The organism is Sinorhizobium sp. Y406 (assembly GCF_058732025.1).
Genome location: NZ_CM178975.1, coordinates 876,220 through 898,493, shown reverse-complemented (window position 1 = coordinate 898,493; position 22,274 = coordinate 876,220). Strand labels below are relative to the sequence as shown.

Genomic DNA, 22,274 nt, shown 5'->3' with positions numbered 1-22,274 from the left:
CTGCTCGGCAACGCGCTTACTTCCCGGAAATGAGCGGCAAGTCCCTGGCATATGCGTCGATTTCGGCCCAGGGGTCGCCGGAAGTGGCCAGAAGGCCGGGAAGCGAAGAATAGTTTAAATCCTCGGGAGCGTCGATAGTTTCAAGATCGTTCCAGCTGAGCGGGGTGGAGGCGGGCAAGTTCGTGCGGGCTCGAAGGGAATAGGGCGCAACTGCGGTATGCCCGCGGGCGTTGCGGTGGATATCGATGAAGATTCGGTTGGACCGTTTTCCCTTGCTCATCGTGGTGATGAAGGTTTCCGGCGCGGTGGCGGCGAGCCGGGCGGCCATGTCGCCGGTCGCCTTGTGCACTTTCTTCCAGTCGAGCTTCGGTTTGACGGGCACGACCACATGGATGCCCTTGCCCCCCGACGTCTTGACGAAGGGAACGAGATCGAGCGCTTCCAATTCCTGCTTGATGTGGACTGCCGCCTCGACCACCTCACGCCAGCCGATGCCTTCGCCCGGATCGAGGTCGAAGACGACGCGGTCTGGTTTTTCCAGCCGCTTTCGCGTCGATCCCCAGCTGTGGAATTCGACGACGCCGAATTGCGCGAGCGCCAGGTAGCCCTTGGCGTCCTCAACCGACAAATAGGTTTTCGGCTCTCCCTCCGAACTCATGGCCTCAAAACCGGCCACCGAAGCCGGCATGCCGGTAAAGGGGTGACGTTGGAAGAAGCAGTCCTGGGGCCGCCCCGTCGGGCAGCGAACGAGTGAGGCCGGGCGACCGAGGATGTGCGGCAGCATGAAATCGCCGACAGCGGCGTAGTAGACGGCGACATCGAGCTTCGTGGGCCCGGACTTTCCGAACAGGCGGCGCGTCGGATTGGTGATCGATATGCCAGCAAGGTCGGCGTCGGAGATGAAGCGCTTGCGACTGGTGGCGGTCGGCGTTGAAAGTTCGACCTCCCGAAGCCCCTTGAAAACCGGGTGGCGAAGCACGTTGTCCGTCGTCCGGTTGCCATAGTGGATGCGCGCCGTCAGCACGGGCCGAACCCAGATGATCTCCTTCGGCGCTCCTTCGAGTCGGGTTGCGCCGGAACGCAAGGGTTCCAACCGCTCTCGCAAGTGTTTGAGCATCGCCGTGTCGAAGCCGGTGCCGACCTTGCCGCGATACTGCAATTCGCCATCCATCCACTCGCCGAGCGCCAGTGCGGCAATGCCTTCGGCGGCTTCCGAAACGGTATAGCCGGCGATGACGAAATCTTCCGCCGTGAGCGCCTTGGTCTTGGTCCAGGTCTTGGAGCGGCCGCTCCGATAGGGCGCCGATGCGCGTTTGGAAATGATGCCCTCAAGCCCCAGTTCGGAAGCCTTGTCATAAAAGGCGCGGCCTCCGCCGCTGACATGATCGCTGTATTGAATGGCAGAGCGGCTGGAGACATGCGGTTCAAGCAATCGTTTCAGCAGTTCCTTGCGTTTGTCGAGAGGCGCGTTCACCAGGGTCCAGCCGTCGAGGTGGAGGAGGTCGAAGGCATAAAACACAAGCCGGTTCTCCACGCTGGTCGACAACGCCTCCTGCAGCAGCGCGAAGCGGCTGACCCCGGACGCGTCGAGCGCGACGATCTCGCCGTCGATGACGGCGTCGCGGCAGGCAAGGCGCCGGAAGGCCTCGGGCAGATCGCCATAGCGCTTCGTCCAATCGAGACCGCCACGGGTGATCAGGCGCACATCGTCCCGGGCCTTGTGCGCCATCGTGCGGTATCCGTCGAACTTTATCTCGTGCAGCCAATCCTCGCGTTCTCCGGCGCCTTCCGGTGGTGTGGCCGTCGGCGTCGCGAGCTGCGGCTCGATCCGTGTGGGCAGCGGGGCTTTCTCGGCGCCCGGGAGAGCCGCGGCATTGAGCTTGAAAGGCTTGGCGGGAGGGCGCGGCTTCTCGACCAGGTCCTCGATCCGCCGGCCCGATTTGACGCTCTCCGGTCGGGCGGCGAGGATGTCCATGGAGGCATCGGCGGCCGGGTCTCGCTCCTTGAAGAGAAGCCAGTTGCGCTTTTCCTCTTCGCCGGGCTTCGGTTTCAGCCGGGCCAGCATCCAGCCGCCCTTGAGCTTTTCGCCAGCGAGGCGAAACTTGAAAGCGCCTTTGCGCAGGCTCTCGTCGACGTCTTCCATCGGCGCCCAGACGCCCGTATCCCAGACGATCATCGGCCCGCCGCCATATTCCCCCTCGGGGATCACACCCTCGAAATCGACATAGTCGAGCGGGTGATCCTCGGTCTCGACCGCCAACCGCTTGTCGGCGGGGTTGAGCGACGGGCCCCTGGGCACAGCCCAGCTTTTCAGGACACCGCCGACCTCAAGTCTCAGGTCATAGTGGTCGGCGGTGGCGTGATGTTTATGCACGACGAAGCGGTTGCCGTCGCCGGCAAGGCCGCCGGCCGGTTCCGGCGTCTTCGAAAAATCCCGCTTCTTGCGGTAGGCCTCGAGCTTCGATGTCGCCATGCTTCAAGGCTAAGTCCGATCCGCGGAAGTCGCAATATCGCGGGCGGCGGTTGTCCGGCCGGTTCAGGCGAAGCGGCCGGGCGTGCCGAGTGCCATATGGCGGTTGACGTCCTTGTAGAGCAGGTAGCGGAACTTGCCCGGCCCGCCGGCATAGCAGGCCTGCGGGCAGAAGGCTCTCAGCCACATATAGTCGCCGGCTTCGACCTCGACCCAATCCGAATTCAGCCGGTAGACCGCCTTGCCTTCGAGGACATAGAGGCCGTGCTCCATGACGTGGGTCTCCATGAAGGGGATGACGCCGCCGGGCTCGAAGGTGACGATCGTCACATGCATGTCATGGCGCATGTCGGACGGATCGACGAAGCGGGTGGTGGCCCAGCGACCCTCCGTGTCCGGCATCGGCGATGGCGTGACCTCGCGTTCATTGGTGACGATCGGATCGGGAAAGGGCAGTCCCTCGACCTTCTCATAGGCCTTGCGGATCCAGTGGAACCGGGTGGCCGTACCGCCGTCATTGTGCAGGCTCCATTCACTGCCGGGCGGAATATAGGCATAGCCGCCGGGCTGCATCCGGTACGACTGGCCGCCGATCGTCAGGCGGAACTCGCCGTCGACGACGAAGAGTACGCCCTCGGCGCGCGGGTCGGCTTCCGGCCGGTCGCTTCCGCCCGAGGGACCTACTTCCATGATATATTGCGAGAAAGTCTCGGCGAAGCCCGACAGCGGCCGCGAGAGCACCCAAAGCCGCGTGTTCGTCCAGAACGGCAGGTAGCTCGTGACGATGTCGCGCATGACGCCCTTGGGGATGATCGCATAGGCCTCGGTGAACACGGCCCGGTCGGTCAGGAGATTCGTCTGCGGCGGGTGCCCACCCTCCGGAAAAAAGTAATTGCTCTTCATATTACTCGCCTGTCGAAGTCGCTGTTGAGGTCTGGTTGAGGGTTGAAACGTATGGCCGTCTACTGCCGGTCCTACTGAAAATCGATTGATCAGCGCTCCTCCGGCCTGTGGCCGCCGATTGCGCGAGTCAATTCATCCGCGATTCTGCGGACGAGGGGGCCGAGGCTTGCGAGCTTCGCGTCGTCGATGCGAACGCTCGGGCCGGAGACCGAAATGCCGCCGATCGCCTGGCCATATTCGTCGAAGACCGGAGCGGCGATGCAGCGCATGCCAAGCGTATGCTCCTCGTCGTCGACCGACCAGCCGCGATCGCGGGTTTCCTTGATATTGGCCATGAGCGCCGTCGGCGTGTCGAGCGTGCGGGCGGTGAAGTGCGCGAGCGGTCTGTCGTTCAAGACCTTGGCGATCTCCGTGTCCGACCAGGCCGAAAGGATCGCCTTGCCGATGCCCGACGCGTGGATCGGCCCCCGCCGGCCGGGACGGAAGAAGGCGCGCATCGGCGCGTGGCTTTCGACTTGCGAAATGAAGACCACGTCACCACCGTCCTCGATGCCTACGTTTGCCGTTTCGCCGCTTTCCTCCATCAGATGCTGCAGGAAAGGCCGGCTGATCGTGCCGAGCTTGCGGAAACGCAGAAAAGCATTGCCGATCTCGAAGGCCCTGACGCCGATCGTCCAGGTGCCGGTGTCGCCCTCATGCGTGACCACGCCGTGGCCGGCAAGCGAGGTCAGCAGCCGGTGTACCGTCGAAGGCGCCATGCCGGTGCGTTCCGAGAGTGAGGTGAGCGTCGATCCATCGCCCTCGGCAACGATAGCAAGGAGCGACAGGGCCCGGTCGAGGACCTGAACGGAGGAGGGAGCGGCATTTGCCGCCGCCTTGCGCCCGCGCTTTCCCTTCACCGTCAATTCCATGGACCTCTCCAAATCACTGGCGTCCATAATGCTCTACAGCGATTGCGTTCGATTTTCCCAATTTTCTTGAAAATCATTATTTCCATAGCATGGGAATGATTTCCATAATGGCGTTGAACAAGTCTCCGGATGGTTTAGCATCTCACTCGAACAGGAGGAGTTGCCATGACCAAGATGCGCGCCGTCGATGCGGCGGTTCATGTTCTGGAGAAGGAAGGCATTAATTGTGCTTTCGGCGTGCCGGGTGCCGCCATCAATCCGCTCTATTCGGCGCTGAAAGCGGGCGGCTCGATCCGTCACATCCTGGCGCGCCATGTGGAAGGCGCCTCGCATATGGCGGAGGGTTACACCCGGGCGAAGCACGGCAATATCGGCGTCTGCATCGGCACCTCGGGGCCGGCCGGCACCGACATGATTACCGGCCTCTACTCGGCCTCGGCGGATTCGATCCCGATCCTCTGCATCACCGGCCAGGCGCCCAGAGAGCGCCTCGACAAGGAAGACTTTCAGGCGGTCGACATCGCCGCGATTGCGGCGCCCGTGACGAAATGGGCAGTCACCGTCAAGGAACCGGCGCTCGTCCCCTTCGTTTTCCAGAAGGCGTTCCACCTGATGCGATCGGGCCGGCCCGGACCGGTGCTGATCGATTTGCCGGTCGATGTCCAGCTTGCCGAGATCGAGTTCGATCCCGACACCTATGAACCGCTTCAGCCCTACAGGCCCGCCGCCACGCGCGCGCAGGCCGAGAAGGCGATTGAAATGCTGAATGCGGCGGAGCGGCCGTTGATCATTGCCGGGGGCGGCATCATCAATGCGGATGCCTCCGACCTGCTTGTCGAGTTCGCCGAGATCACCGGCGTTCCGGTCATCCCGACGCTGATGGGCTGGGGCACGATCCCGGACGATCATCCGCTGATGGCCGGCATGTGCGGGCTTCAGACGGCGCATCGCTATGGCAATGCGACGCTGCTTGCCTCGGATTTCGTCTTTGGTATCGGCAATCGTTGGGCCAACCGCCATACCGGCAGCATTCCGACCTACACGGAAGGCCGCAAATTCATCCATGTCGATATCGAGCCGACGCAGATCGGCCGCGTCTTTGCGCCGGATTTCGGCATCGTCTCGGACGCGGGAGCCGCCCTCAAGCTCTTCCTCGACGTCGCGACTGAATGGAGGACCGCCGGCAAGCTCAGAGATTGGTCGGCCTGGGCGGAGGAATGCCGCGAGCGCAAGGGCACCATGCTGCGCAAGACCCATTTCGATGAGACACCGCTCAAACCGCAGCGCGTCTACGAGGAGATGAACAAGGCCTTCGGCCGCGACACTTGCTATGTCTCGACGATCGGCCTCAGCCAGATTGCCGGCGCGCAGTTCCTGCATGTCTACCGGCCGCGCAACTGGATCAACTGCGGCCAGGCCGGCCCGCTCGGCTGGACGCTGCCGGCAGCACTCGGCGTGCGCGCCGCCGACCCGAACCGTCCGATCGTGGCGCTTTCCGGCGATTATGATTTCCAGTTCCTGATCGAGGAACTGGCGGTCGGGGCGCAGCACAAGCTCCCCTATCTCCATGTCGTCGTGAACAACTCCTATCTCGGCCTCATTCGCCAGGCGCAGCGCGGCTTCGAGATGGACTTCGAGGTGAGCCTCGCCTTCGAGAACATCAATGCGGGCGAAGGCGCGGAAAAGGGCTACGGCGTCGACCACGTGGCGGTCGCGGAAGGGCTCGGCTGCAAGGCGATCCGGGTGAGGAGCCCGAACGAGTTCGCCGACGCCTTCGAGCGCGCCGCGGCGCTGATGAAGCAATATCGGGTTCCGGTCGTCATCGAATTCATCCTGGAGCGCGTCACCAACATCGCCATGGGGGCGGATATCGACGCGGTCGTCGAGTTCGAGGACCTCGCCGAGCGGGGCGAGGATGCACCGACGGCGATCGCCGCCGCCCTGCTCGACTGATCAATGAGAGCGGGATGAGGAAAAGTGTATGCGGTTTTCCGCCCGCATCCCGCTGCAACTTCCAGGAGGAGTAACCGCAATGCCGAAATTCGCGGCAAACCTGACAATGCTCTTCAACGAGGCACCGTTCCTCGACCGCTTCTCGCTCGCCGCCAGGGCCGGCTTCGAAGGGGTGGAATTTCTCTTTCCCTACGAGTTCGAGAAAATGGCGCTGCGCGCCGCGCTCGATCGCCATAGACTCGTCCAGGTCCTGCATAACCTGCCGGCCGGCGATTGGGCGGGCGGCGAGCGCGGCATCGCCATCCTGCCGGATCGCATCGACGAATTCCGCCGGGGTGTCGCCAGTGCCATCGACTATGCGACGGCGCTCGATTGCAGCCAGGTAAATTGCCTTATCGGCATCGCGCCCGACGGCGTGCCGGACAGCGTGTTGCGCACGACACTCGTTGCCAATCTGAAACTTGCGGCAAGCGAACTTGGCGGGCACGGCATCCGGCTGCTGATCGAGCCGATCAACCGCTTCGACATTCCGGGCTTCTATCTGAACACGGTCGGACAGGCGGCCGCGATCATCGAGGAAGTCGACAGCGACAACATCTTCATTCAGTACGACCTCTATCATCAGCAGCGCACAGAGGGCGAACTGATCGGCACCTACAAGCGCCATTCGGACCGGATCGCGCATATCCAACTCGCCGACAATCCGGGTCGCAACGAGCCGGGCACCGGCGAGATCAACTACCCCTTCGTCTTCGACGCGCTTGAGGCCGCCGGCTACGACGGCTGGATCGGCTGCGAATACAAGCCGCGAACGGCCACCGCGGACGGGCTCGGCTGGCTCGGGTCCGAACTCGCACGCCGCCAATCCGCAGACATCATCAAGATCAGGAGCTAAGTAATGGCATCTATCGGTTTCATTGGACTGGGCATTATGGGCACGCCGATGGCGCGTCACCTGCAGGATGCCGGCCACAGGATCATCACCTCGAAATTCGTCATCCCGCCGCGCCAGGAGCTCGTCGACCACGGCCTGGAACTCGTCGAGACGCCGAAGGCGCTTGCCGAGGCCCTCGACACGATCATCCTCATGCTGCCGGACACGCCGGAAGTGGAAGATGTCCTCTTCGGCGAGAACGGCGTCTATTACGGTCTCGGCGAGGGTAAGCTCGTCATCGACATGAGCTCGATATCGCCGATCGACACGAAGGAATTCGCCAGGAAGGTCCGCGAAACGGGAGCCGACTATATCGACGCGCCGGTCTCCGGCGGCGAAGTCGGTGCGAAGAATGCTTCGCTCAGCATCATGGCCGGCGGCACGCCGGAATCTTTCGAGCGCGCTCTGCCGCTCTTCAAGCTGATGGGCAAGAACATCACGCTGGTCGGCGATTGCGGTGACGGGCAGGTGACCAAGGTCGCCAACCAGATCATCGTCGCGCTGACGATCGAAGCAGTCTCCGAGGCGCTGGTCTTCGCGTCCAAGGCGGGCGCCGATCCGGCGCGGGTGCGTGAGGCGCTGATGGGCGGCTTTGCCTCCTCACGCATCCTCGAGGTGCACGGCGAACGCATGATCAAGCGGACATTCGAACCGGGCTTCCGCATATCGCTGCATCAGAAGGATCTGAATCTCGCCCTGCAGGGGGCGAAGAGCCTCGGCATCTCGTTGCCGAATACGGCGGCGACGCAGGAACTCTTCAACATTTGCGCCGCCAATGGCGACAGCGGACTCGACCATTCCGGATTGGTCCGCGCGCTGGAGCGGATGGCGAACCATCCGGTCGCGTGAAGTGCTGCGAAGCGCATGATCCGCCGGGCGGGCTTCCCCATCCACCATTGGCGATCGTGCATCCGGGCGGCGGAAGGAGGAGCCGCCGCCCGGGTCTTTTTCGAAAGGGAGGGATTTATGGCCGTTATCGCCAATCCGCGTGCATTCCTGGAGACCTTATTCACGGCGGCGGTCGCCGCCGCCGACCCGGCGGGCGTCATCGCGGCCAATCTGCCGAAGCGGCCGAAGGGGCGCACCGTCGTCGTTGGTGCCGGCAAGGGCGCCGCGCAAATGGCGCGCGCCTTCGAACGGCTGTGGGACGGGCCGCTTGGCGGCGCCGTCGTGACCCGCTACGGCTTCGGCGTTCGCTGTGAGCGCATCGACGTACTCGAAGCCGCCCATCCCCTGCCGGACGAGAATGGTCTCATGGCGTCGCGCCGGCTTCTTGCCGAGGTCGACGGCCTGACCGAGCACGATCTCGTCGTCGCGCTGATCTGCGGCGGCGGCTCGGCGCTGCTGCCGGCACCGCCGCCGGGGCTGTCACTCGAGGATGAAATCGCCGTCAACCGCGCGCTGCTTGCCTCCGGTGCGCCGATCCGGGCGATGAATGCGTTGCGCAAGCAGGTCTCCCTGATAAAGGGCGGCCGGCTGGCTGCGGCCGCCCATCCGGCGCGCGTGGTTTCGCTCGTCGTTTCCGATATTCCCGGTGACGACCCCGCTCTCGTCGCCTCCGGTCCGACGATTGCCGACCATTCGAGCCGCTTCGATGCCATGAACACCATCGAGCGCTACCGACTATCTCTGCCGGGCGCGGTCATGCGGTGGTTGGCGTCGATGGCGGCGGATGCGCCGACGCCATTCGATTCGCGTTTTGCCCGCAATGAAGTGCGGCTGATCGCGTCCGCTGGCGTTTCGCTGGAGGCCGCAGCGGCAAAAGCGCGGGCGACGGGAGTTGCGGCAGCCATTCTGTCGGATTCCATCGAGGGCGAGGCGCGCGACGTCGGGCTGGTCCATGCCGCCATCGCCCGCGAGGTGGCGACGCGTGAACGCCCCTTCCAGAAGCCAGTTGTCCTTCTTTCCGGCGGCGAGAGCACCGTCACCATGCGGGGCACAGGCAAGGGTGGCCGCAACGGCGAATTCCTGCTGTCGCTCGCGCTCGGCATCGACGGCGTTCAAGGCATCTCGGCCCTGGCCGCCGACACGGATGGCATCGACGGTTCCGAAGACAATGCCGGCGCATTCGCCGACGACAGGACGGCCGGCCGGCTCCTCAAGCGCGGGGCCGGTGCAGCGGCGCTGCTCGATGACAACGACAGCTGGACCGCTTTCGACCTGCTCGGCGATCTCTTCAAACCCGGGCCGACCGGCACTAACGTCAATGATTTCAGGGCGATACTGATCCAATGAGCGAGATAGAAGCAAAACTGCATGGCAGAGTTCAAGCGATGTCCCTGCCGATCCGGCCCCTGACCCCTGCTGCCTTCGCGCCCTTCGGCGATGTGATCGAAATGGACGCGGCAAAGAGCTTTCCGATCAACGCCGGCAAGTGCACCCGCCACCATGATCTTGCCCAGGTCGAGGCGACCGGGCCGGGCGCGCGGGTGCTGATTAGCCGGTTGCGCGGCGAGCCCTATGACCTGCCGCTGACGCTGACCATGGTCGAGCGCCATCCGCTCGGCAGCCAGGCTTTCGTGCCGCTGACGAAAAACACATTTCTCGTCGTCGTTGCGCCGGATCAAGGTGGCCATCCGGGAACGCCGATCGCCTTCGAGACCGCGCCCGGCCAGGGCGTCAATATCGCACGAAACGTCTGGCACGGCATCCTGACGCCGCTTCATGGGATTTCCGACTTCGTCGTCGTCGACCGCGGCGGCGAAGGCTGCAATCTGGAGGAGCATTTCTTCACTGCCCCCTATCGCATCGAGCACGGGTGACGGCATTCACCCTTGTTGTAAGGCGGTCGAGCTCTTAGGTTCCGCGGATAGTGTCCGCGGACTTTCGAGCAATGCAACGCGTCATCAGGAAAATGTGGGGGGAAACCGGTTGGGGCATACCGACCTCGGTCGCCCTGCATCTGGCCCTGGCGTTCTTGCTGCTGGTCCGATTGCCAGAGCATGGCCCGCCGGCGCAGGAGAAAAGCGTGAATGTCGAGCTCGTTCCACCGCCGTCGCAAGCGGAGGAGAAGTCGCCGGAAGAACGTACGGAGCCGAGTCCGGAGCGAGCGCGTGCGCAGCCGCAGGCATTCGAGTCCGCTTCCGCGCGGCTCGACAAGGAAAAGCCCACTCAGCCGCAATTGCCCCCGGCGGCACCAAAGACGATCGATCTTGCACGGCCGAAGCCGGAGAGTGCCGCGAAAGACGAACCGTCCGTTATCAGGACGGCACCTGCGGAATTGCGCGTTGAAGCTAAGGAGGCTGTCAACGCGGCCGCCGATGCCGTAGCGCCGCCGAGCGCGCCCGTTCCCGAGGCGAAGCCCACGCCGCAGGCCGCCAAGGCGGATAAGGCCGCAAATCCCGAGCAGACAGCACCCGAGCGTCAGGCGCCAGCGCTCCAAGAAGCACGGCAACTCTACTCCAAGGATGCGCTGTCCGATCCGCGCGTCAAGCAGGCGATCGGTCGGCTGCCGCCAAAGAGGCGTATCGTCCAGCTATGCACCATCGAGGCGCTCGAGCAGATCCGTCGGCAGAGACCCGATGCCTTTCCGGACATGCTCGTGCCGTTCGGCCCGTCGGGAGGGTTGGTTTCTCCCGATGGCATGAGTGCCAATGGCGGCGCCTTCCGCAGCCAGCGGAAATGGTACGCGGTTGATTTCAAATGCGAGGTCAGCTCCGAGACCACGGCGGTCGTCTCCTTCAGTTACGCCATTGGCAAGGCGATCCCGAAAAGCGAGTGGGCAGCGCGGCAATTGCCGAGGGACTAGCCTATAGCCAAGCAAGTCCTCTCAAGCAGATACGAATTTCGGGCCGATGCGCCCAGTGACGAAAACCTAATCTAACACTTAGTACCGGAACAGAATACCGCTCTCGACCCGTTGCTGTCGTTCAATCATCTCGCTGTGAACAACAGCTCCGCCGCGCTTAAGCGGACAAAGAGTCTCATAAGAGGCTACTCTAGGGAGCGCGTCTCGCGCTCCGCCACCGCCGTACCCTCGGCCACCCGGTCGCTTGGATGCAGCAAGACCCTGTCCCCTGGAGAAAGCCCCGACAACACCTCGACCAGTTTGCTGTTTCGCTGTCCAGTGCGCACGATCGTGGCACGGGCACGACCGTCCTTGACCGCAAAGACGGCCCAGTCGTCGCCGCGCCGGAACAGCGCGCTCACAGGTATGGTCAGGGCGTCTGCCGATTCCCAAATGGCCACGTGAACGATGACCCGGAAGTCGTGACCCAGTCGGGCCCAGGATTCGGGTGGATCGACGAGATCGATCACGGTGCCGACGCGCTGTTCCTCAATGCCGAGGGCCGAGACCTTGACAAAACCGGCGGGGTCGACTCGCTTCACCCGGCCGCGCACGATCGGTCCACCCCAGCCGTCAATGGTGACCGCAGCACCGGTCTTGATCTGTACGGCCTCGGTCGAGAGAAAATCCGCGACGATCTCGAGGTCCTTCGGATCGCCGATCTGGACGAGCGGCGCGCCGGCCTGAACGACTGCTTCGTCCTCCTGGACGATCCTGAGCACGCGGCCGTTCACGGGTGCGCGGATTTGGACGCAGCAGCCTTCGCCGGCGCTTGCATCCGCTTCGGACGATCCGGTGAGGTGCGCCGATGCCACCGCCTGCTCTCGCCGCCGGACCTCGAGCTGTGCCTTCGCCGTCGCGAGTTGGGCCTCGATCGTCTCGAGATCGAACCTCGCCTTTTCCAGGTCCCGCGCGGAAATCGTGTCGCTGCGCGCAAGCCCCTCCGCGCGCGCAAGCTCGGCACGAGCGAAACTGACTGCCGCTTCGATGCGGCGTATTTCGGCCTCCGCCAAGGTCACCACGGCGTTTGCCGCGACGAGCGCCGCCTCCAGTTCCGCGCGAGAGCGGACGTCGAGCAGGCCGGGAGTCACTGGCTCCATGACCGCGACGATCGTCTTGCCCACGATCACCTCGTCGCCGACATGCAAAGAGGTCTGGTCGTGACCGTCGGGCCGAGAGATACGGAGGACCTTTCCGGTAACGGGCGCGGATACGGTGTAGACATGCCGGACCCGCGTTCGTGCCTCTTCGTCGACCGTCACGGCCATCGGCACCCTCGCCGCCGGTGCCGTGTCGACGGGCACCGGCCGCGGCCAGGCGAACCAGATGGCGGCAGCAGCCGCCGCCCCGACAGTGATAAGCCATCCGGCCCGTTTCAGCCACTTCCTTTGCACGGCCCTATTCCCTGGTTTTGAGCACGGACACCAGGTCCAACTCGTAAACGCGACGCCCGACAACAAGCGCCGAAATCAATGCTGCGAAGAAGACGATCGCTGTCGCCAGCACATAGGTGGCATTCTCGACGACGAGGGGCGCGCGCATGAGCTCCCCGGCAAGCTGCTTGTTCATCACCCATGAAAGGCCGTAGCCGATTGCCCAACCCGGCGGCTGGGCAAGGGCGACAATGACGGCCAGTTCGAGTAGCAGAATGCGCATCGTCTCGCCCTGGCTGAAGCCAAGGACTCTGAGTGTTGCGAGTTCGCGCGCATGCTCCGAAAGCGAGATGCGGGCGCTGTTGTAGACGACGCCGAAGGCGATCACGACGGACAGCCCAGTATAGATTCCGGCCATCGTCGTGACGATGATCGCCAGGCTCTGACGGAAGTTCACGAGGGACACACGCTGCAGCGCGACCCCCGCAACCGTCGGTATCCGCTTTATGGCCTCGTAGAGCAGATCAAGCTTGCCGTCATCCACACTGAGATGGACGCCATTCACCGTGGGGGCTTCGCGCAACAAGCGGGAAAGCGCTTGCGCGTCCATCATCGCGGCAATGCCGAAATAGTCCTCCACGAGGGCGGTCACCGTCAGCGGAATTGTCCGCCGCCGGCCGTCGAGCAGGTCCACTTCGACTATGTCGCCCACGCGCGCATCCAGAAGGCGCCCGAGATAGGCGGAAATTGCCACCCCCGCCTCCGGCAAGCTGACGGTGCGCAGATCGACATCGATAATCCGGCTGAGGTCTGCGCCGGCGGGCCTCCCGGACAGCAATGTCCTGCGCTCGCGGCTTCCCTTTCGGACGCGGATGGGGACCTGACGATAAGGTTCGACCGCAAGCACGCCGGGCAGTCTGCTCAGATTGAACAGAACCGTCTCCGGCCGCTTCTCGACGAAACTGACCGTGGCGTCCTGGCGATCGGCCATGAAGTAGGTCACGTCGATCAGTTCCTCCATGGCATTTCCGACGAACAGCGAGACGACGAGAATGCCGGTCGCAAAGGCCATGCCCAGCGTCGCCAGGGCTGCCCGGATCGGCTTCCGGGCGATGTTTCTGAGCATCATCATCGTTCGCCGCGAGATGAGCGTACCGAATGTAGGCCATCCGAGCAGCAGGCGTCGGAACGTCGGGGGAGCCGGCGGCTGCATCGCGACCGCCGCCTGCAACGAGGTGATCTCGCGAAGGGAGCGGAGCGCGCCCCCCAGCGCAGCCGCCGTGCTGAGAACAGCCGCAAGGACATAGACGTTGAAATTCTCGGAGAAGACGAGGAACGGGAAGCGGTAATACTCGCCGAAAAGCCGCGTCACATAGGAACCCAGCCAGGTCCCCGCCGCACTGCCGATCATGATGCCGATGAGGGCGGTAGCGGCGACGAATTTCAAATAGTGCACGACAATGCTGGTGTCTCGGTACCCCAGTGCCTTGAGAAGCCCGATCTGCTCCCTTTCGAGCGCCACGAGTCGGCTGAGCGTCAGGTTGACGAGAAAGGCGCTGACGATGAGGAAAATCGGCGGCAGGGTGCGGCTCATGTTCCTGAGCATGTCGAGGCCGTGATCGAGATAGGCATGGGACGTCTGATCCTTGCGTCCGTAGGCTGCGCCGCCGCCATAGCGCTCAAGCAGGTCATCGATCGCATCGATGACGTCGGTTTCCACCGCATCCGGCATCAACTTGAGGCTCACCGACGAGAACGCGCCATCGAGATCGCAGGCCTCGGCCAGGGCGCGCTCCGACATCCAGATCACACCGAAGCGGCGATCGTCGGGCATGCGATCGCCGGGCCCGATCGCGTAGACAAATTCCGGCGACAGTGCGATGCCAACGATGGTAAGCTCGCGCTTTCGGCCGTTGAGCGTAGCCGAGAAGCGGTCTCCCGGTTCAAAGGAGTGCGCCTTCGCAAAGCTCTCATTGACCATTACCTCGTCCGGATCGTTCGCGTCCGGCAAGCGCCCGACTCGCATATAAGGCCGATTGAGAAGCGGCGGACCATTCTCCGGAAGAGAAATCAAACGGCCGGTCGCCGGCTCGCGAAAGTTCGGTATGTCTAGCAGTGCGAATTCGGCGATGCGGGCCTCGACCGCGGCGACGCCGGAGATCTCGGCGATCCTCGCGACAAGCGTTTTCGGAGCCCGCGTCACTTCCGCGAATATGTCGGCGAACTGGTGCCTCTCGTAATAGGCCGTGCGCGTCTCATCCAGCGATCGGAACGATCCGGTCGACATCACCAACGATGCGACACCACCAGCGACCACGAGGGCGATGGCGAGGACCTGCCCCCAAAGTCGCCGCAAATCCCGCTGCAATTTGGTATCGAGCGTGCTCATGCGTCACCAACCGAGCGCCCCGGCGCCGAGAGGACCAATTCAGCCCTCAGCATGGAACCTGCCGCGCGCGCCATGCCTCCCGCGAAATAAGAGGAGGAGAGCGTCGCCTCGGCCGGCTCAATCAGCCCTCGATTTCTCCCCCGCTCCCGACTGCCACTCGTGCTTGTGCGCTCCATGGCTTCCATAACCATGGTGAAACAGGTGCAGGAGTGGGCAGGCAAGGACAAGCAGATAAGGCAGGTAGCTGAATGCGTGCAGGCGATGCTCCGAGAGGAGGAGAAAGCCACCGATCAACAGGAAGCCGCTCAGCACGATCCCTGTGTTCGATCGCCAGAATCCGGCTGGCTCCGCACCTTCGCGATCATGTCCGCTGTGCAACTCCGGCGCCGGTTGCCCAGCGCGGTCTTCGCTGCTCATCGCGATGGCCTCCCCGGCCGTTCGTTCACATCATTCCCATCATCGGCGGCAGGAGCAGCCTGTCCGCCATCTGTTTCTGCGTTCCGTCGAGCGCCTGATAGAGAGGAGCGAGAGCTCCCTTCAGCTTGCGCACTCCGTCGAGCCGGTTTGCGAGAGCGCTTTCCCGGAACTCAATGCGCTGCAATGGGGTCGCCGCGGGCCCACCCGGTCCCATTGCGCCCGGCATTTGCATCATGCCATCCTGCACGCCGCGGGCGTTGGCGCGCAGAACCTCGGCGAAGGCGTTCCACAACGACTCTTGCTCGGGTTTTATCTTGAGTTCCGTCTTCAGGAACGCGAGACGCCCCTCGATGTGTTCGGGGGCCATCATCTTGGCCATCAGTCCCATATCGGGTGGGCCCATCGGCCCTTGACCCGCGCCCATCATGCCCAGTGGCGCCTGGCCGCCGCCCATCATCCCCATCATTCCGCTCATCATGCCACCGGACATCATGCCGTGCGGCATCATGGCGCTCGGGCTGGTGGCGGGGGCTTGCGTTTGCGTCGTTTGCTCGCTCATCTGTCCGGCTGTCGACTCCGGGTGATGTGCGTCTTCGGAAAAGCCCGGCGTTCCGAGCACAAACAGGGAACTCGCCAGCAGGATCGTTCGCGGTGTCGCCATTTTCGTTTCTCCCAACTCATCCGGCTTGGCAGTCACCTCGCAGCAAGGTGCCCGCAATTCTTCTGAAAATACCGCTAGCGCGAAAATCCACCTTGATGCGGATCAGCTCGACTTCGAACAGACGGTCATAGCGCGCGCTGCGACCACCCTAAGCAACATCAACCAGCATCGGCGTCCGCGTCCCCTTTCCTGAAGGAAGGCGCGGCACGCGTTCGCCAAGGATCCGATCCGCGGAATGATGGTCGACAAGGCGACGGCGCTAATCGCCGATCGTGGCGGGCGCATAGACTGTTTCCGCCGTCAGAATTGTCTGCGGAATTCCGAGGATCGGAGCGAATCATCCGGACGGCAGGCGCGTCCGGCAATGCGAGCTGTCGACGATCGACAATACCTTCCTCTTTGCCGGGGCACTCTGGGACGACGTTCATCAAGTTCGGCCAGGCCCTCAGCATTCGCCGCGACATACTGCTCGACGCCGAGGCTCTAATCGCCGCTGGATGAAAACTCAGTGGCAGGTCACCTCATTTTTTTGGAAGGATTATCTGACGGTGCGGTGGCAATGGGAATCGCTCCGATGACTGCATTGACACAGATCGAAAAATCCTCACTTCAGCACCAGTCTCCACCGAACTTCGGCATCGAAGGCACGACGTGCGCCTCCTGCCTGCGACATGTCGAAAAGACCATCTCGTAGTGCCCGGCGTCTTCTCGGCGAACGTCAATCTGGTCGAATCTGCCGGCAGGCATTGCCGTACTGATCACGACGACCGTGCTCTCAATCTGCAAGCCGCGGTCTGATGCGATACGGTTGGCGCAAACAGCACAGAAAGCTCGGGAAACGGCTATAACGAAGCAAACTCGGCGCCTGTGACTACTCGGTCTGGAGGCGAAACTTGGCGTGGCAGGAGGTGCAAGTCTGCAGCATCATGTGAAACGCGTGCTCTGCGGGGATCGACGCGACGTCCCGCGTCGCCTGCGGCTTCCTCGCAATCGGCCCACCCATCATCGCATCGCCGCCCTGCATTCGCATTTCAGGACCGAGAACATCCGGGTTGCGATTGGCCGCGATCGAAAGCGCCGAGGCGTAGACGCCAAGTTCGGCCGCCAGGTCGTGGAACTTCGGTCGCTCAGTTTCGATGTTTGAACTGGCCTTCGAGCCGGCGGCAGTGACGGAGCCGTCAAACAGCGAAGACAGCCTTTCCCCAGAATGCGCCCTGATGGATTCGGCGGCCGCTTTGAACGCCTTCGCATCATAAGGTGACGTGCCTTTGAACATGTCGTTGATCCTTTTGGCCGCGGCCGCCATCGCTTTCATGTCCCGTTGCCTTTCCTGAACCAGTTTGTCGGATGAAACCACCTGTGCCGCCGCTGCCGAAATGGCCGCGGCGGCAACCGCGGCCGCCACAAGGATGGGGGCAGACCATTTCACCGCTTTCGAACACATCCAGATGCAATCCTTCCCAAAATATTCGTCGGGCGCCGCGCTCCGTGAGCGCTCGTCGCCGTCCGGAGACGCGCAAGAGAATTGCTGGCCATCTTGGTCGTAATTATGTTTCTGTCCGCGTCACTACGGCCTGCAAGGCACGAAACCTGGTAGCCCTTCTTGGTGGAACGAACGTGCTATGCTGTCGATTGATGGCAGCGAGCGGAGGATGGCCTTGACGTTCAATTGCCGACCGACCAAAGCAGTCGCCGACGCTCGCGGCGACGAGAAGCCGGGCCGTTGAGAATTGCCTTGACGCAAGCAGGTCGGCACGGGTTCGGACTGGAAAGGCAGCAAAGGTCGCAGCGCCGAATGCGACGAGTGAAAGGCTGAGATACGTGCTCAGATTTGTCATCGGACCTCGTGCGGATCGAGGAACGGGAACGGCGATGCGCCCTTCCATGCCCGGCCATTTCTTGCTTGGCCCTGCCATCGTTGGAACCATGACATCCGTCTTCAGCCAGATAGATTCCGCGGCCGTTCGTTGCGGTGCCACATAATAGACGCGAATCGCGTGTCTGCATGAACTGGCAATTGACAACTTTGGGACCGATGCTCGTCCTCGGTTGGATGAGTATGTTTCGAATCACATTGCAGAAGATGCTGGTTCTGCTCCGCTTGGCGATTGTCATGTCGCTGACGGGTTACTCATTGCCGACGGCTTCTGCCGCAATGCATGGCGCTTCGTACAATCCTGAAATCGCGCAGTCCGACAACCATCATCGTGAGATGGCGAGCGGCGGGCATACGCATGGCGACCACAAATCCTTCCCGAAAGATGCCCAGAAGCTTGTGAAGCAGTAATGTTTGCAAGGGCTTCTGCGTCAGCATGGCGATCGTCGGGGAGGCCGAGGCCGTCGGCGGACCGCGCGTAGCCTCCATTCGCCGATTCATCGATGACGCCCGAACCACGGGCGAGCTTCCTGCACTGCACCGTCCCCCGAACATCGTAGCCGTGCACCGGCAGCCAGCCCAGCGCTCGCCGGATGCTCTTTATCGAGCCTGCCCGCTCCCGATTTGGACGGCGCTGAAAACGCCTGCTACTGCTGCTGAAGTTCCGGCATCCTCGCAGCTCTCAATGCATTCACCGGACTCGAAAATTCAGCGCGTCGGGCATGCCCGGCAGTGTTGAATATGAACAAAAAGCCAACTTATCCGTTTAGCGCCTGAACCGGGAGGTCGCGGCGATGGATCAGCATCAAATGATGAGTATGGGGTGGGGACGCTTCGCGGCGATGATCGCCACATCGACGGTAATCATGTTCTTTCTGATGTACCAGCTCGTTTACAGTTGGGACCATGCGCTGTTCAGCTTGACCCGGTTCATTTCCTCCCTGGTGATGGGCTGCGTCATGACAGCGGTAATGCTGGCTTTCATGTGGCGGATGTACCGACCAGAAGTCGCGAAAATTGCCGTACTTGCGGTGGCGATCATCGGAGGCTGGACGCTGCTGACTGTGAACCGCAGCCAAGCGCTAATCGGCGATGTCGACTTCATGAGAGCGATGATTCCGCATCACTCCATAGCCATCAGCAACGCGCGCCAGGCTGACATTCGTGATCCGCGTGTGCGCTATTTGGCAGATAGGATTACTCGCGATCAGGTGAAGGAAATTGCCGAAATGAAAATGCTGATCGAGGACATCGAGCAGTTCGGCAGGCGCGCCAACGAACCGCTGGCCGCCGGTCCTGCGACTTTGAAGAGCGAGGGTGCGAGCGAAGCTCGGGATTTGTTGAGCGGCAAATTACTGACGGAAAAGCCGCTGTAGTCGAGAGGGCCAGTGTTGCTTCCCCTCAAGCTCTTGTGAGCCGGAAGTGTCGAGATGTCGGCTTCTCGCATGGATTGCCGCCACCCAAGGGGTTGCTGTCCAAGCTCCGCTTTCCACCACCCAATTCGGCCATTTATCACGGGCACCAAGTCGCAGGTTCTGATCGCACGACCGTGGGCTATTCCGGAACCTGCCTCAGCATCAGTGCATCTTCGCCAATGCCGCAGCAAAGAAGTCCTCGCCGCCGAAATTGCCTGATTTCAGAGCCATCAGCATCTCGCCCTGCTCATTGCCAACGGTGCGGAGCACCGGTACGCCGGGCGCGATCTCCGGGCCGATCAGGAAAGCAGGAATGGCAAGCCGGTCGACGGTGGCGCCGGAGGTCTCGCCGCCGGCGACGACGAGACGCTTCACGCCGCGCGCCACAAGCTCGCTGGCAATCGCTGCCGTCGCAGCTTCGATGGCGTGACCGGACGCCTCCCGTCCGTATTGCGCCTGCAGCCGTGAGACGATGTCGGGTGCGGCGCTTGCGGCAATGACGAGGGGCCCTGCCGCGATCCGCTCGCCGGCCCAGGCAATTGCCGCGGCAATCTCGTCGGATCCCGTGAGCAGCCTTTCCGTGTCGAGCCGCAAGACCGGCATCGATCGTTCGGCGACCTCGATCTGCCGCAATGTCGCCGCCGAGCAACTGCCGGCGACGATTGCCGCCAGACCACCGACGGGGCGAATGGCGTCGGTCGCCGTACCGCCCGGCGGGGATGCGCGGCCGGACCGTGCGATCGCCCGCGCAAGGCCGAGCCCAAGGCCGGAGGCGCCCGTCGACAGGGCCGTCTGCCACGCCACTTCGCCGAGCGTCTCGAGGTCGTTTTCCGCGACCGCATCGGCGATCGCCGTCGCTACGCCCGTCGCATTCATCGCCCTGATCCGTGCCATCACCGCGTCAGGTCCTGCCATCACGGTCGGAAGGTCGACGAGCCCAACCGCGCCGCGCGACTGCCGCGCCATTACTCGCACCAGATTGGGATCATGCATCGGGTTCAGCGGATGGTCCTTGAGCGGACTTTCGTTGAGCGGCTGACCGTTGACGAAGAGATGGCCGAGATAGACGGTGCGCCCCGTTTCCGGGAAGGCCGGGGTGATCAGGACGGTCCCGCCGCCTGCGGCCTCGCTCAGCGCTTCCGTCACCGGGCCGATATTGCCCCGATCGGTCGAATCGAAGGTCGAACAGACCTTGTAGAGCACATGCGCGGCGCCCCGGTCACGCAGCCACCTTTCGGCCTTCAAAGCGGCCGCAACGGCCTCACCGGCGGCGACGGACCGGATCTTGAGCGAGACGACGACGGCGTCGACGTCCGGCAAGGCAAGAGCGGGGGAGGGGATGCCGACCGTCTGCACCGTGCTAAGCCCGTTCTTCGTCAGCGTGTTCGCGAGATCGGAGGCGCCGGTGTAATCGTCGGCGATCGAACCGAGGAGTATGGCCATCTTTCAGCTCCTTGCGAACGGTTTCAACCAGCCGAGGCCGTCGAGCGTCGACCCGCGGGGCGTGTATTCGCAGCCGACAAAGCCGCTATAGCCGAGCCTGTCGATTTCCCCGAAGAGAAAAGGATAGTTGAGCTCCTCCCCATCCGGCTCGTGCCGGGATGGCACACTGGCGATCTGGATATGGCCGATGATCGGCATTAGGCGGCGAAGCGCCATGGTTACGTCGCCATGGATAATTTGGCGGTGATAGATGTCGAACTGCAGCTTCAAATTGGCGTGGCCGAGTTCCGAGATCACCCGCTCGGCGCTGCCGAAATCATTGAGGAAGTAGCCCGGCATGTTGCGGCCGTTGATCGGCTCGATCACCAGGTCGAGCCCCTTGTCGGCAAGGCGCTCTGCCGCGTAGGCCGCCGAGCGCCGATAGGCGATCGTTGCCGCCGCATCGGCAGGATCGGCAAGCCCCGCCATCAGGTGCAGCCTTTTGACGCCGGTCGCTTCCGCATAATCGAGCGCCCGTTCGACATCCGCCTTCATCTGGTCGAAGCGGCCGGGAAGGGCTGCGATGCCGCGCTCGCCTGCGGCCCAATCGCCCGGCGGCAGATTGAAAAGCGCCTGCTGCAATTCGTTGCGCGCCAGCCGCTCGGCAACCGCCTCTGGCGGCGCCTCATAGGGAAAGAGGCATTCGACGGCGGTGAAACCCGCCGCGGCGGCGGCGTCGAAGCGGTCGAGGAACGACCACTCGTTGAACATCATCGTCAGATTGGCGGCAAAGACCGGCATGGCTGCGCTCCTAACTCTTGCTCGGCAACGTGGTGCCGGAAAGCTGGGCATAGAGGCGCGCGAGCGAGGAATCGTCGTCGCGGCCCATGCCGGCGCCGGACGCAGCGAGATACATCTGCAGCGCGGCCGCCACCAGCGGCACCGGATAGCGCTCGGCGCGCGCCATGTCCTGGACGATGCCGAGATCCTTGACGAAGATCTCTATGGCGCTGAGCGGTGTGTAGTCGCCTGCGAGCACGTGCGGAACGCGGTTCTCGAACATCCAGGAATTGCCGGCCGAAGCGGTGATCACTTCATAGACCTTTTGAAGATCAAGACCCTGCTTGGCCGCAAAGCTGATCGCTTCGCAGGCGGCGGCGATATGCACGCCGGCAAGCAGTTGGTTGATCATCTTGAAGGCGGCGCCGATCCCGGACACGTCGCCCAGTTCATACACTTTGGCGGCCATGGCATCGAGCGCCGGACGCGCCGCGGCAAAGGCCTGGGGCGAGCCCGACGCCATGATCGTCAGCTCGCCTTTCGCGGCTCTAGCAGCGCCGCCCGAAATCGGTGCATCGAGATAGTGGAGCCCGAGCGCCTCGAGCCGCTGAGCCAGCCTGCGCGCGACAGCTGGGTCCATCGTCGCCGATGAAATGAAGACCGACCCAGGCTTCATTGCCCTCGCGATCCCGTCGGGGCCGAAAAGCACCGCTTCCGTCTGTTGCGCATTGACGACGACCGACACCACGATATCGGCACCCTCAACCGCATCCGTCAGGTTTTGCGCAGCGCGGCCGCCCTCGGCGAGGAAGCGCTCCACCGCGTTCTCGGTGATGTCGTAACCGACAACCTCAAGGCCGGCGCGCACCATCGACTGCGCCATGCCGAAGCCCATGGAGCCGAGACCTATCACGGCCGCACGGGGGTCGTGATTTTCACCATTCAATGACATGACAGTATCTCCCGTCGTGAGTTTGGCGACC

Annotated in this window: 18 protein-coding genes and 2 pseudogenes; 9 read left to right on the top strand and 11 right to left on the bottom strand. The window is 63.1% G+C overall.

Annotation, left to right across the window (positions count from 1 at the left end; all coding sequences use genetic code 11):
- Positions 1-16: 16 nt before the first annotated feature.
- The 3 genes from ligD to AC4P1R_RS21070 all read right to left on the bottom strand — a co-directional run bounded on the left by ligD (position 17) and on the right by AC4P1R_RS21070 (position 4,284).
- Positions 17-2,473, bottom strand: a complete 2,457-nt coding sequence (ligD, locus tag AC4P1R_RS21080; RefSeq protein WP_492178665.1) for a DNA ligase D — start codon at positions 2,471-2,473, stop codon at positions 17-19.
- Between the two features lie 63 nt (positions 2,474-2,536).
- Positions 2,537-3,373, bottom strand: coding sequence for a bifunctional allantoicase/(S)-ureidoglycine aminohydrolase (locus AC4P1R_RS21075; protein ID WP_225191390.1), 837 nt, complete (start codon positions 3,371-3,373; stop codon positions 2,537-2,539).
- Between the two features lie 89 nt (positions 3,374-3,462).
- Positions 3,463-4,284 carry an IclR family transcriptional regulator gene (locus AC4P1R_RS21070; RefSeq protein ID WP_492178663.1) on the bottom strand — a complete coding sequence of 274 codons (822 nt, stop codon included), beginning with the start codon at positions 4,282-4,284 and terminating at the stop codon, positions 3,463-3,465.
- Positions 4,285-4,449: 165 nt separating this feature from the next.
- On the opposite strand from AC4P1R_RS21070, the gene gcl reads away from it, so the two are divergent.
- The 6 genes from gcl to AC4P1R_RS21040 all read left to right on the top strand — a co-directional run bounded on the left by gcl (position 4,450) and on the right by AC4P1R_RS21040 (position 10,919).
- Positions 4,450-6,237 carry a glyoxylate carboligase gene (gene gcl / locus AC4P1R_RS21065; RefSeq protein WP_492178661.1) on the top strand — a complete coding sequence of 596 codons (1,788 nt, stop codon included), beginning with the start codon at positions 4,450-4,452 and terminating at the stop codon, positions 6,235-6,237.
- A gap of 79 nt (positions 6,238-6,316) precedes the next feature.
- Positions 6,317-7,132, top strand: coding sequence for a hydroxypyruvate isomerase (gene hyi, locus AC4P1R_RS21060; RefSeq protein WP_492178659.1), 816 nt, complete (start codon positions 6,317-6,319; stop codon positions 7,130-7,132).
- A gap of 3 nt (positions 7,133-7,135) precedes the next feature.
- Positions 7,136-8,020 (top strand): 2-hydroxy-3-oxopropionate reductase, encoded by an 885-nt coding sequence (locus AC4P1R_RS21055; RefSeq protein ID WP_492178658.1) that lies wholly within the window; start codon positions 7,136-7,138, stop codon positions 8,018-8,020.
- Between the two features lie 117 nt (positions 8,021-8,137).
- Positions 8,138-9,406, top strand: coding sequence for a glycerate kinase type-2 family protein (locus AC4P1R_RS21050; protein WP_492178656.1), 1,269 nt, complete (start codon positions 8,138-8,140; stop codon positions 9,404-9,406).
- Positions 9,407-9,444: 38 nt separating this feature from the next.
- Entirely contained in the window at positions 9,445-9,933 is a 489-nt protein-coding gene (locus tag AC4P1R_RS21045; RefSeq protein ID WP_492178808.1) for an ureidoglycolate lyase, read from the top strand.
- A gap of 71 nt (positions 9,934-10,004) precedes the next feature.
- Entirely contained in the window at positions 10,005-10,919 is a 915-nt protein-coding gene (locus AC4P1R_RS21040; RefSeq protein WP_492178654.1) for a DUF930 domain-containing protein, read from the top strand.
- A 185-nt stretch (positions 10,920-11,104) separates the two neighbouring features.
- On the opposite strand, the gene AC4P1R_RS21035 is transcribed toward AC4P1R_RS21040, so the two are convergent.
- The 4 genes from AC4P1R_RS21035 to AC4P1R_RS21020 form a co-directional block, all read right to left on the bottom strand.
- Positions 11,105-12,352, bottom strand: a complete 1,248-nt coding sequence (locus AC4P1R_RS21035; RefSeq protein WP_492178653.1) for an efflux RND transporter periplasmic adaptor subunit — start codon at positions 12,350-12,352, stop codon at positions 11,105-11,107.
- Positions 12,353-12,356: 4 nt separating this feature from the next.
- Entirely contained in the window at positions 12,357-14,720 is a 2,364-nt protein-coding gene (locus AC4P1R_RS21030) for an ABC transporter permease (RefSeq protein ID WP_492178651.1), read from the bottom strand.
- A 117-nt stretch (positions 14,721-14,837) separates the two neighbouring features.
- A complete protein-coding gene (locus AC4P1R_RS21025; protein ID WP_151612087.1) occupies positions 14,838-15,137 on the bottom strand; it encodes a DUF2933 domain-containing protein in 300 nt (99 codons plus the stop codon).
- Positions 15,138-15,162: 25 nt separating this feature from the next.
- Positions 15,163-15,798: a Spy/CpxP family protein refolding chaperone gene (locus AC4P1R_RS21020; protein ID WP_492178649.1), complete on the bottom strand. Its 636-nt coding sequence runs from the start codon at positions 15,796-15,798 to the stop codon at positions 15,163-15,165.
- A gap of 574 nt (positions 15,799-16,372) precedes the next feature.
- Between AC4P1R_RS21020 and AC4P1R_RS21015 the strand changes: the two are divergent.
- Positions 16,373-16,524: pseudogene (locus AC4P1R_RS21015) on the top strand (cation transporter); the annotation flags it as partial.
- 145 nt (positions 16,525-16,669) lie between these two features.
- Here the strand turns inward: AC4P1R_RS21015 and AC4P1R_RS21010 are convergent.
- Positions 16,670-17,242, bottom strand: a complete 573-nt coding sequence (locus AC4P1R_RS21010) for a cytochrome c (RefSeq protein ID WP_273361423.1) — start codon at positions 17,240-17,242, stop codon at positions 16,670-16,672.
- 609 nt (positions 17,243-17,851) lie between these two features.
- On the opposite strand from AC4P1R_RS21010, the pseudogene AC4P1R_RS21005 reads away from it, so the two are divergent.
- Together AC4P1R_RS21005 and AC4P1R_RS21000 are read left to right on the top strand one after the other, a co-directional pair.
- A pseudogene (locus tag AC4P1R_RS21005) lies at positions 17,852-18,230 on the top strand (hypothetical protein); the annotation flags it as partial.
- A gap of 238 nt (positions 18,231-18,468) precedes the next feature.
- Positions 18,469-19,050 (top strand): DUF305 domain-containing protein, encoded by a 582-nt coding sequence (locus AC4P1R_RS21000; RefSeq protein WP_492178648.1) that lies wholly within the window; start codon positions 18,469-18,471, stop codon positions 19,048-19,050.
- A 201-nt stretch (positions 19,051-19,251) separates the two neighbouring features.
- Here the strand turns inward: AC4P1R_RS21000 and otnK are convergent, their stop codons facing one another.
- From otnK to ltnD, 3 genes are read right to left on the bottom strand one after another with little or no spacing between them, the layout of a single operon-like run.
- Positions 19,252-20,532, bottom strand: coding sequence for a 3-oxo-tetronate kinase (gene otnK, locus AC4P1R_RS20995; RefSeq protein WP_151612080.1), 1,281 nt, complete (start codon positions 20,530-20,532; stop codon positions 19,252-19,254).
- Positions 20,533-20,535: 3 nt separating this feature from the next.
- Positions 20,536-21,312: a 2-oxo-tetronate isomerase gene (gene otnI / locus AC4P1R_RS20990; RefSeq protein ID WP_151612078.1), complete on the bottom strand. Its 777-nt coding sequence runs from the start codon at positions 21,310-21,312 to the stop codon at positions 20,536-20,538.
- A gap of 10 nt (positions 21,313-21,322) precedes the next feature.
- The gene (gene ltnD, locus AC4P1R_RS20985; RefSeq protein ID WP_151612076.1) at positions 21,323-22,243 is read right to left on the bottom strand and encodes an L-threonate dehydrogenase; all 921 of its coding nucleotides are present in this window, start codon (positions 22,241-22,243) and stop codon (positions 21,323-21,325) included.
- Between the last annotated feature and the right edge of the window lie 31 nt (positions 22,244-22,274).

Coding starts and splice junctions, on each gene's coding strand:
- AC4P1R_RS21010 (WP_273361423.1), bottom strand. CDS start 17,242: ATGTGTTCGAAAGCGGTGAAATGGTCTGCCCCCATCCTTGTGGCGGCC.
- AC4P1R_RS21075 (WP_225191390.1), bottom strand. CDS start 3,373: ATGAAGAGCAATTACTTTTTTCCGGAGGGTGGGCACCCGCCGCAGACG.
- AC4P1R_RS21045 (WP_492178808.1), top strand. CDS start 9,445: ATGTCCCTGCCGATCCGGCCCCTGACCCCTGCTGCCTTCGCGCCCTTC.
- AC4P1R_RS21070 (WP_492178663.1), bottom strand. CDS start 4,284: ATGGAATTGACGGTGAAGGGAAAGCGCGGGCGCAAGGCGGCGGCAAAT.
- hyi (WP_492178659.1), top strand. CDS start 6,317: ATGCCGAAATTCGCGGCAAACCTGACAATGCTCTTCAACGAGGCACCG.
- AC4P1R_RS21030 (WP_492178651.1), bottom strand. CDS start 14,720: ATGAGCACGCTCGATACCAAATTGCAGCGGGATTTGCGGCGACTTTGG.
- AC4P1R_RS21025 (WP_151612087.1), bottom strand. CDS start 15,137: ATGAGCAGCGAAGACCGCGCTGGGCAACCGGCGCCGGAGTTGCACAGC.
- ligD (WP_492178665.1), bottom strand. CDS start 2,473: ATGGCGACATCGAAGCTCGAGGCCTACCGCAAGAAGCGGGATTTTTCG.
- AC4P1R_RS21040 (WP_492178654.1), top strand. CDS start 10,005: ATGCAACGCGTCATCAGGAAAATGTGGGGGGAAACCGGTTGGGGCATA.
- otnK (WP_151612080.1), bottom strand. CDS start 20,532: ATGGCCATACTCCTCGGTTCGATCGCCGACGATTACACCGGCGCCTCC.
- otnI (WP_151612078.1), bottom strand. CDS start 21,312: ATGCCGGTCTTTGCCGCCAATCTGACGATGATGTTCAACGAGTGGTCG.
- AC4P1R_RS21050 (WP_492178656.1), top strand. CDS start 8,138: ATGGCCGTTATCGCCAATCCGCGTGCATTCCTGGAGACCTTATTCACG.
- ltnD (WP_151612076.1), bottom strand. CDS start 22,243: ATGTCATTGAATGGTGAAAATCACGACCCCCGTGCGGCCGTGATAGGT.
- gcl (WP_492178661.1), top strand. CDS start 4,450: ATGACCAAGATGCGCGCCGTCGATGCGGCGGTTCATGTTCTGGAGAAG.
- AC4P1R_RS21020 (WP_492178649.1), bottom strand. CDS start 15,798: ATGGCGACACCGCGAACGATCCTGCTGGCGAGTTCCCTGTTTGTGCTC.
- AC4P1R_RS21000 (WP_492178648.1), top strand. CDS start 18,469: ATGGATCAGCATCAAATGATGAGTATGGGGTGGGGACGCTTCGCGGCG.
- AC4P1R_RS21055 (WP_492178658.1), top strand. CDS start 7,136: ATGGCATCTATCGGTTTCATTGGACTGGGCATTATGGGCACGCCGATG.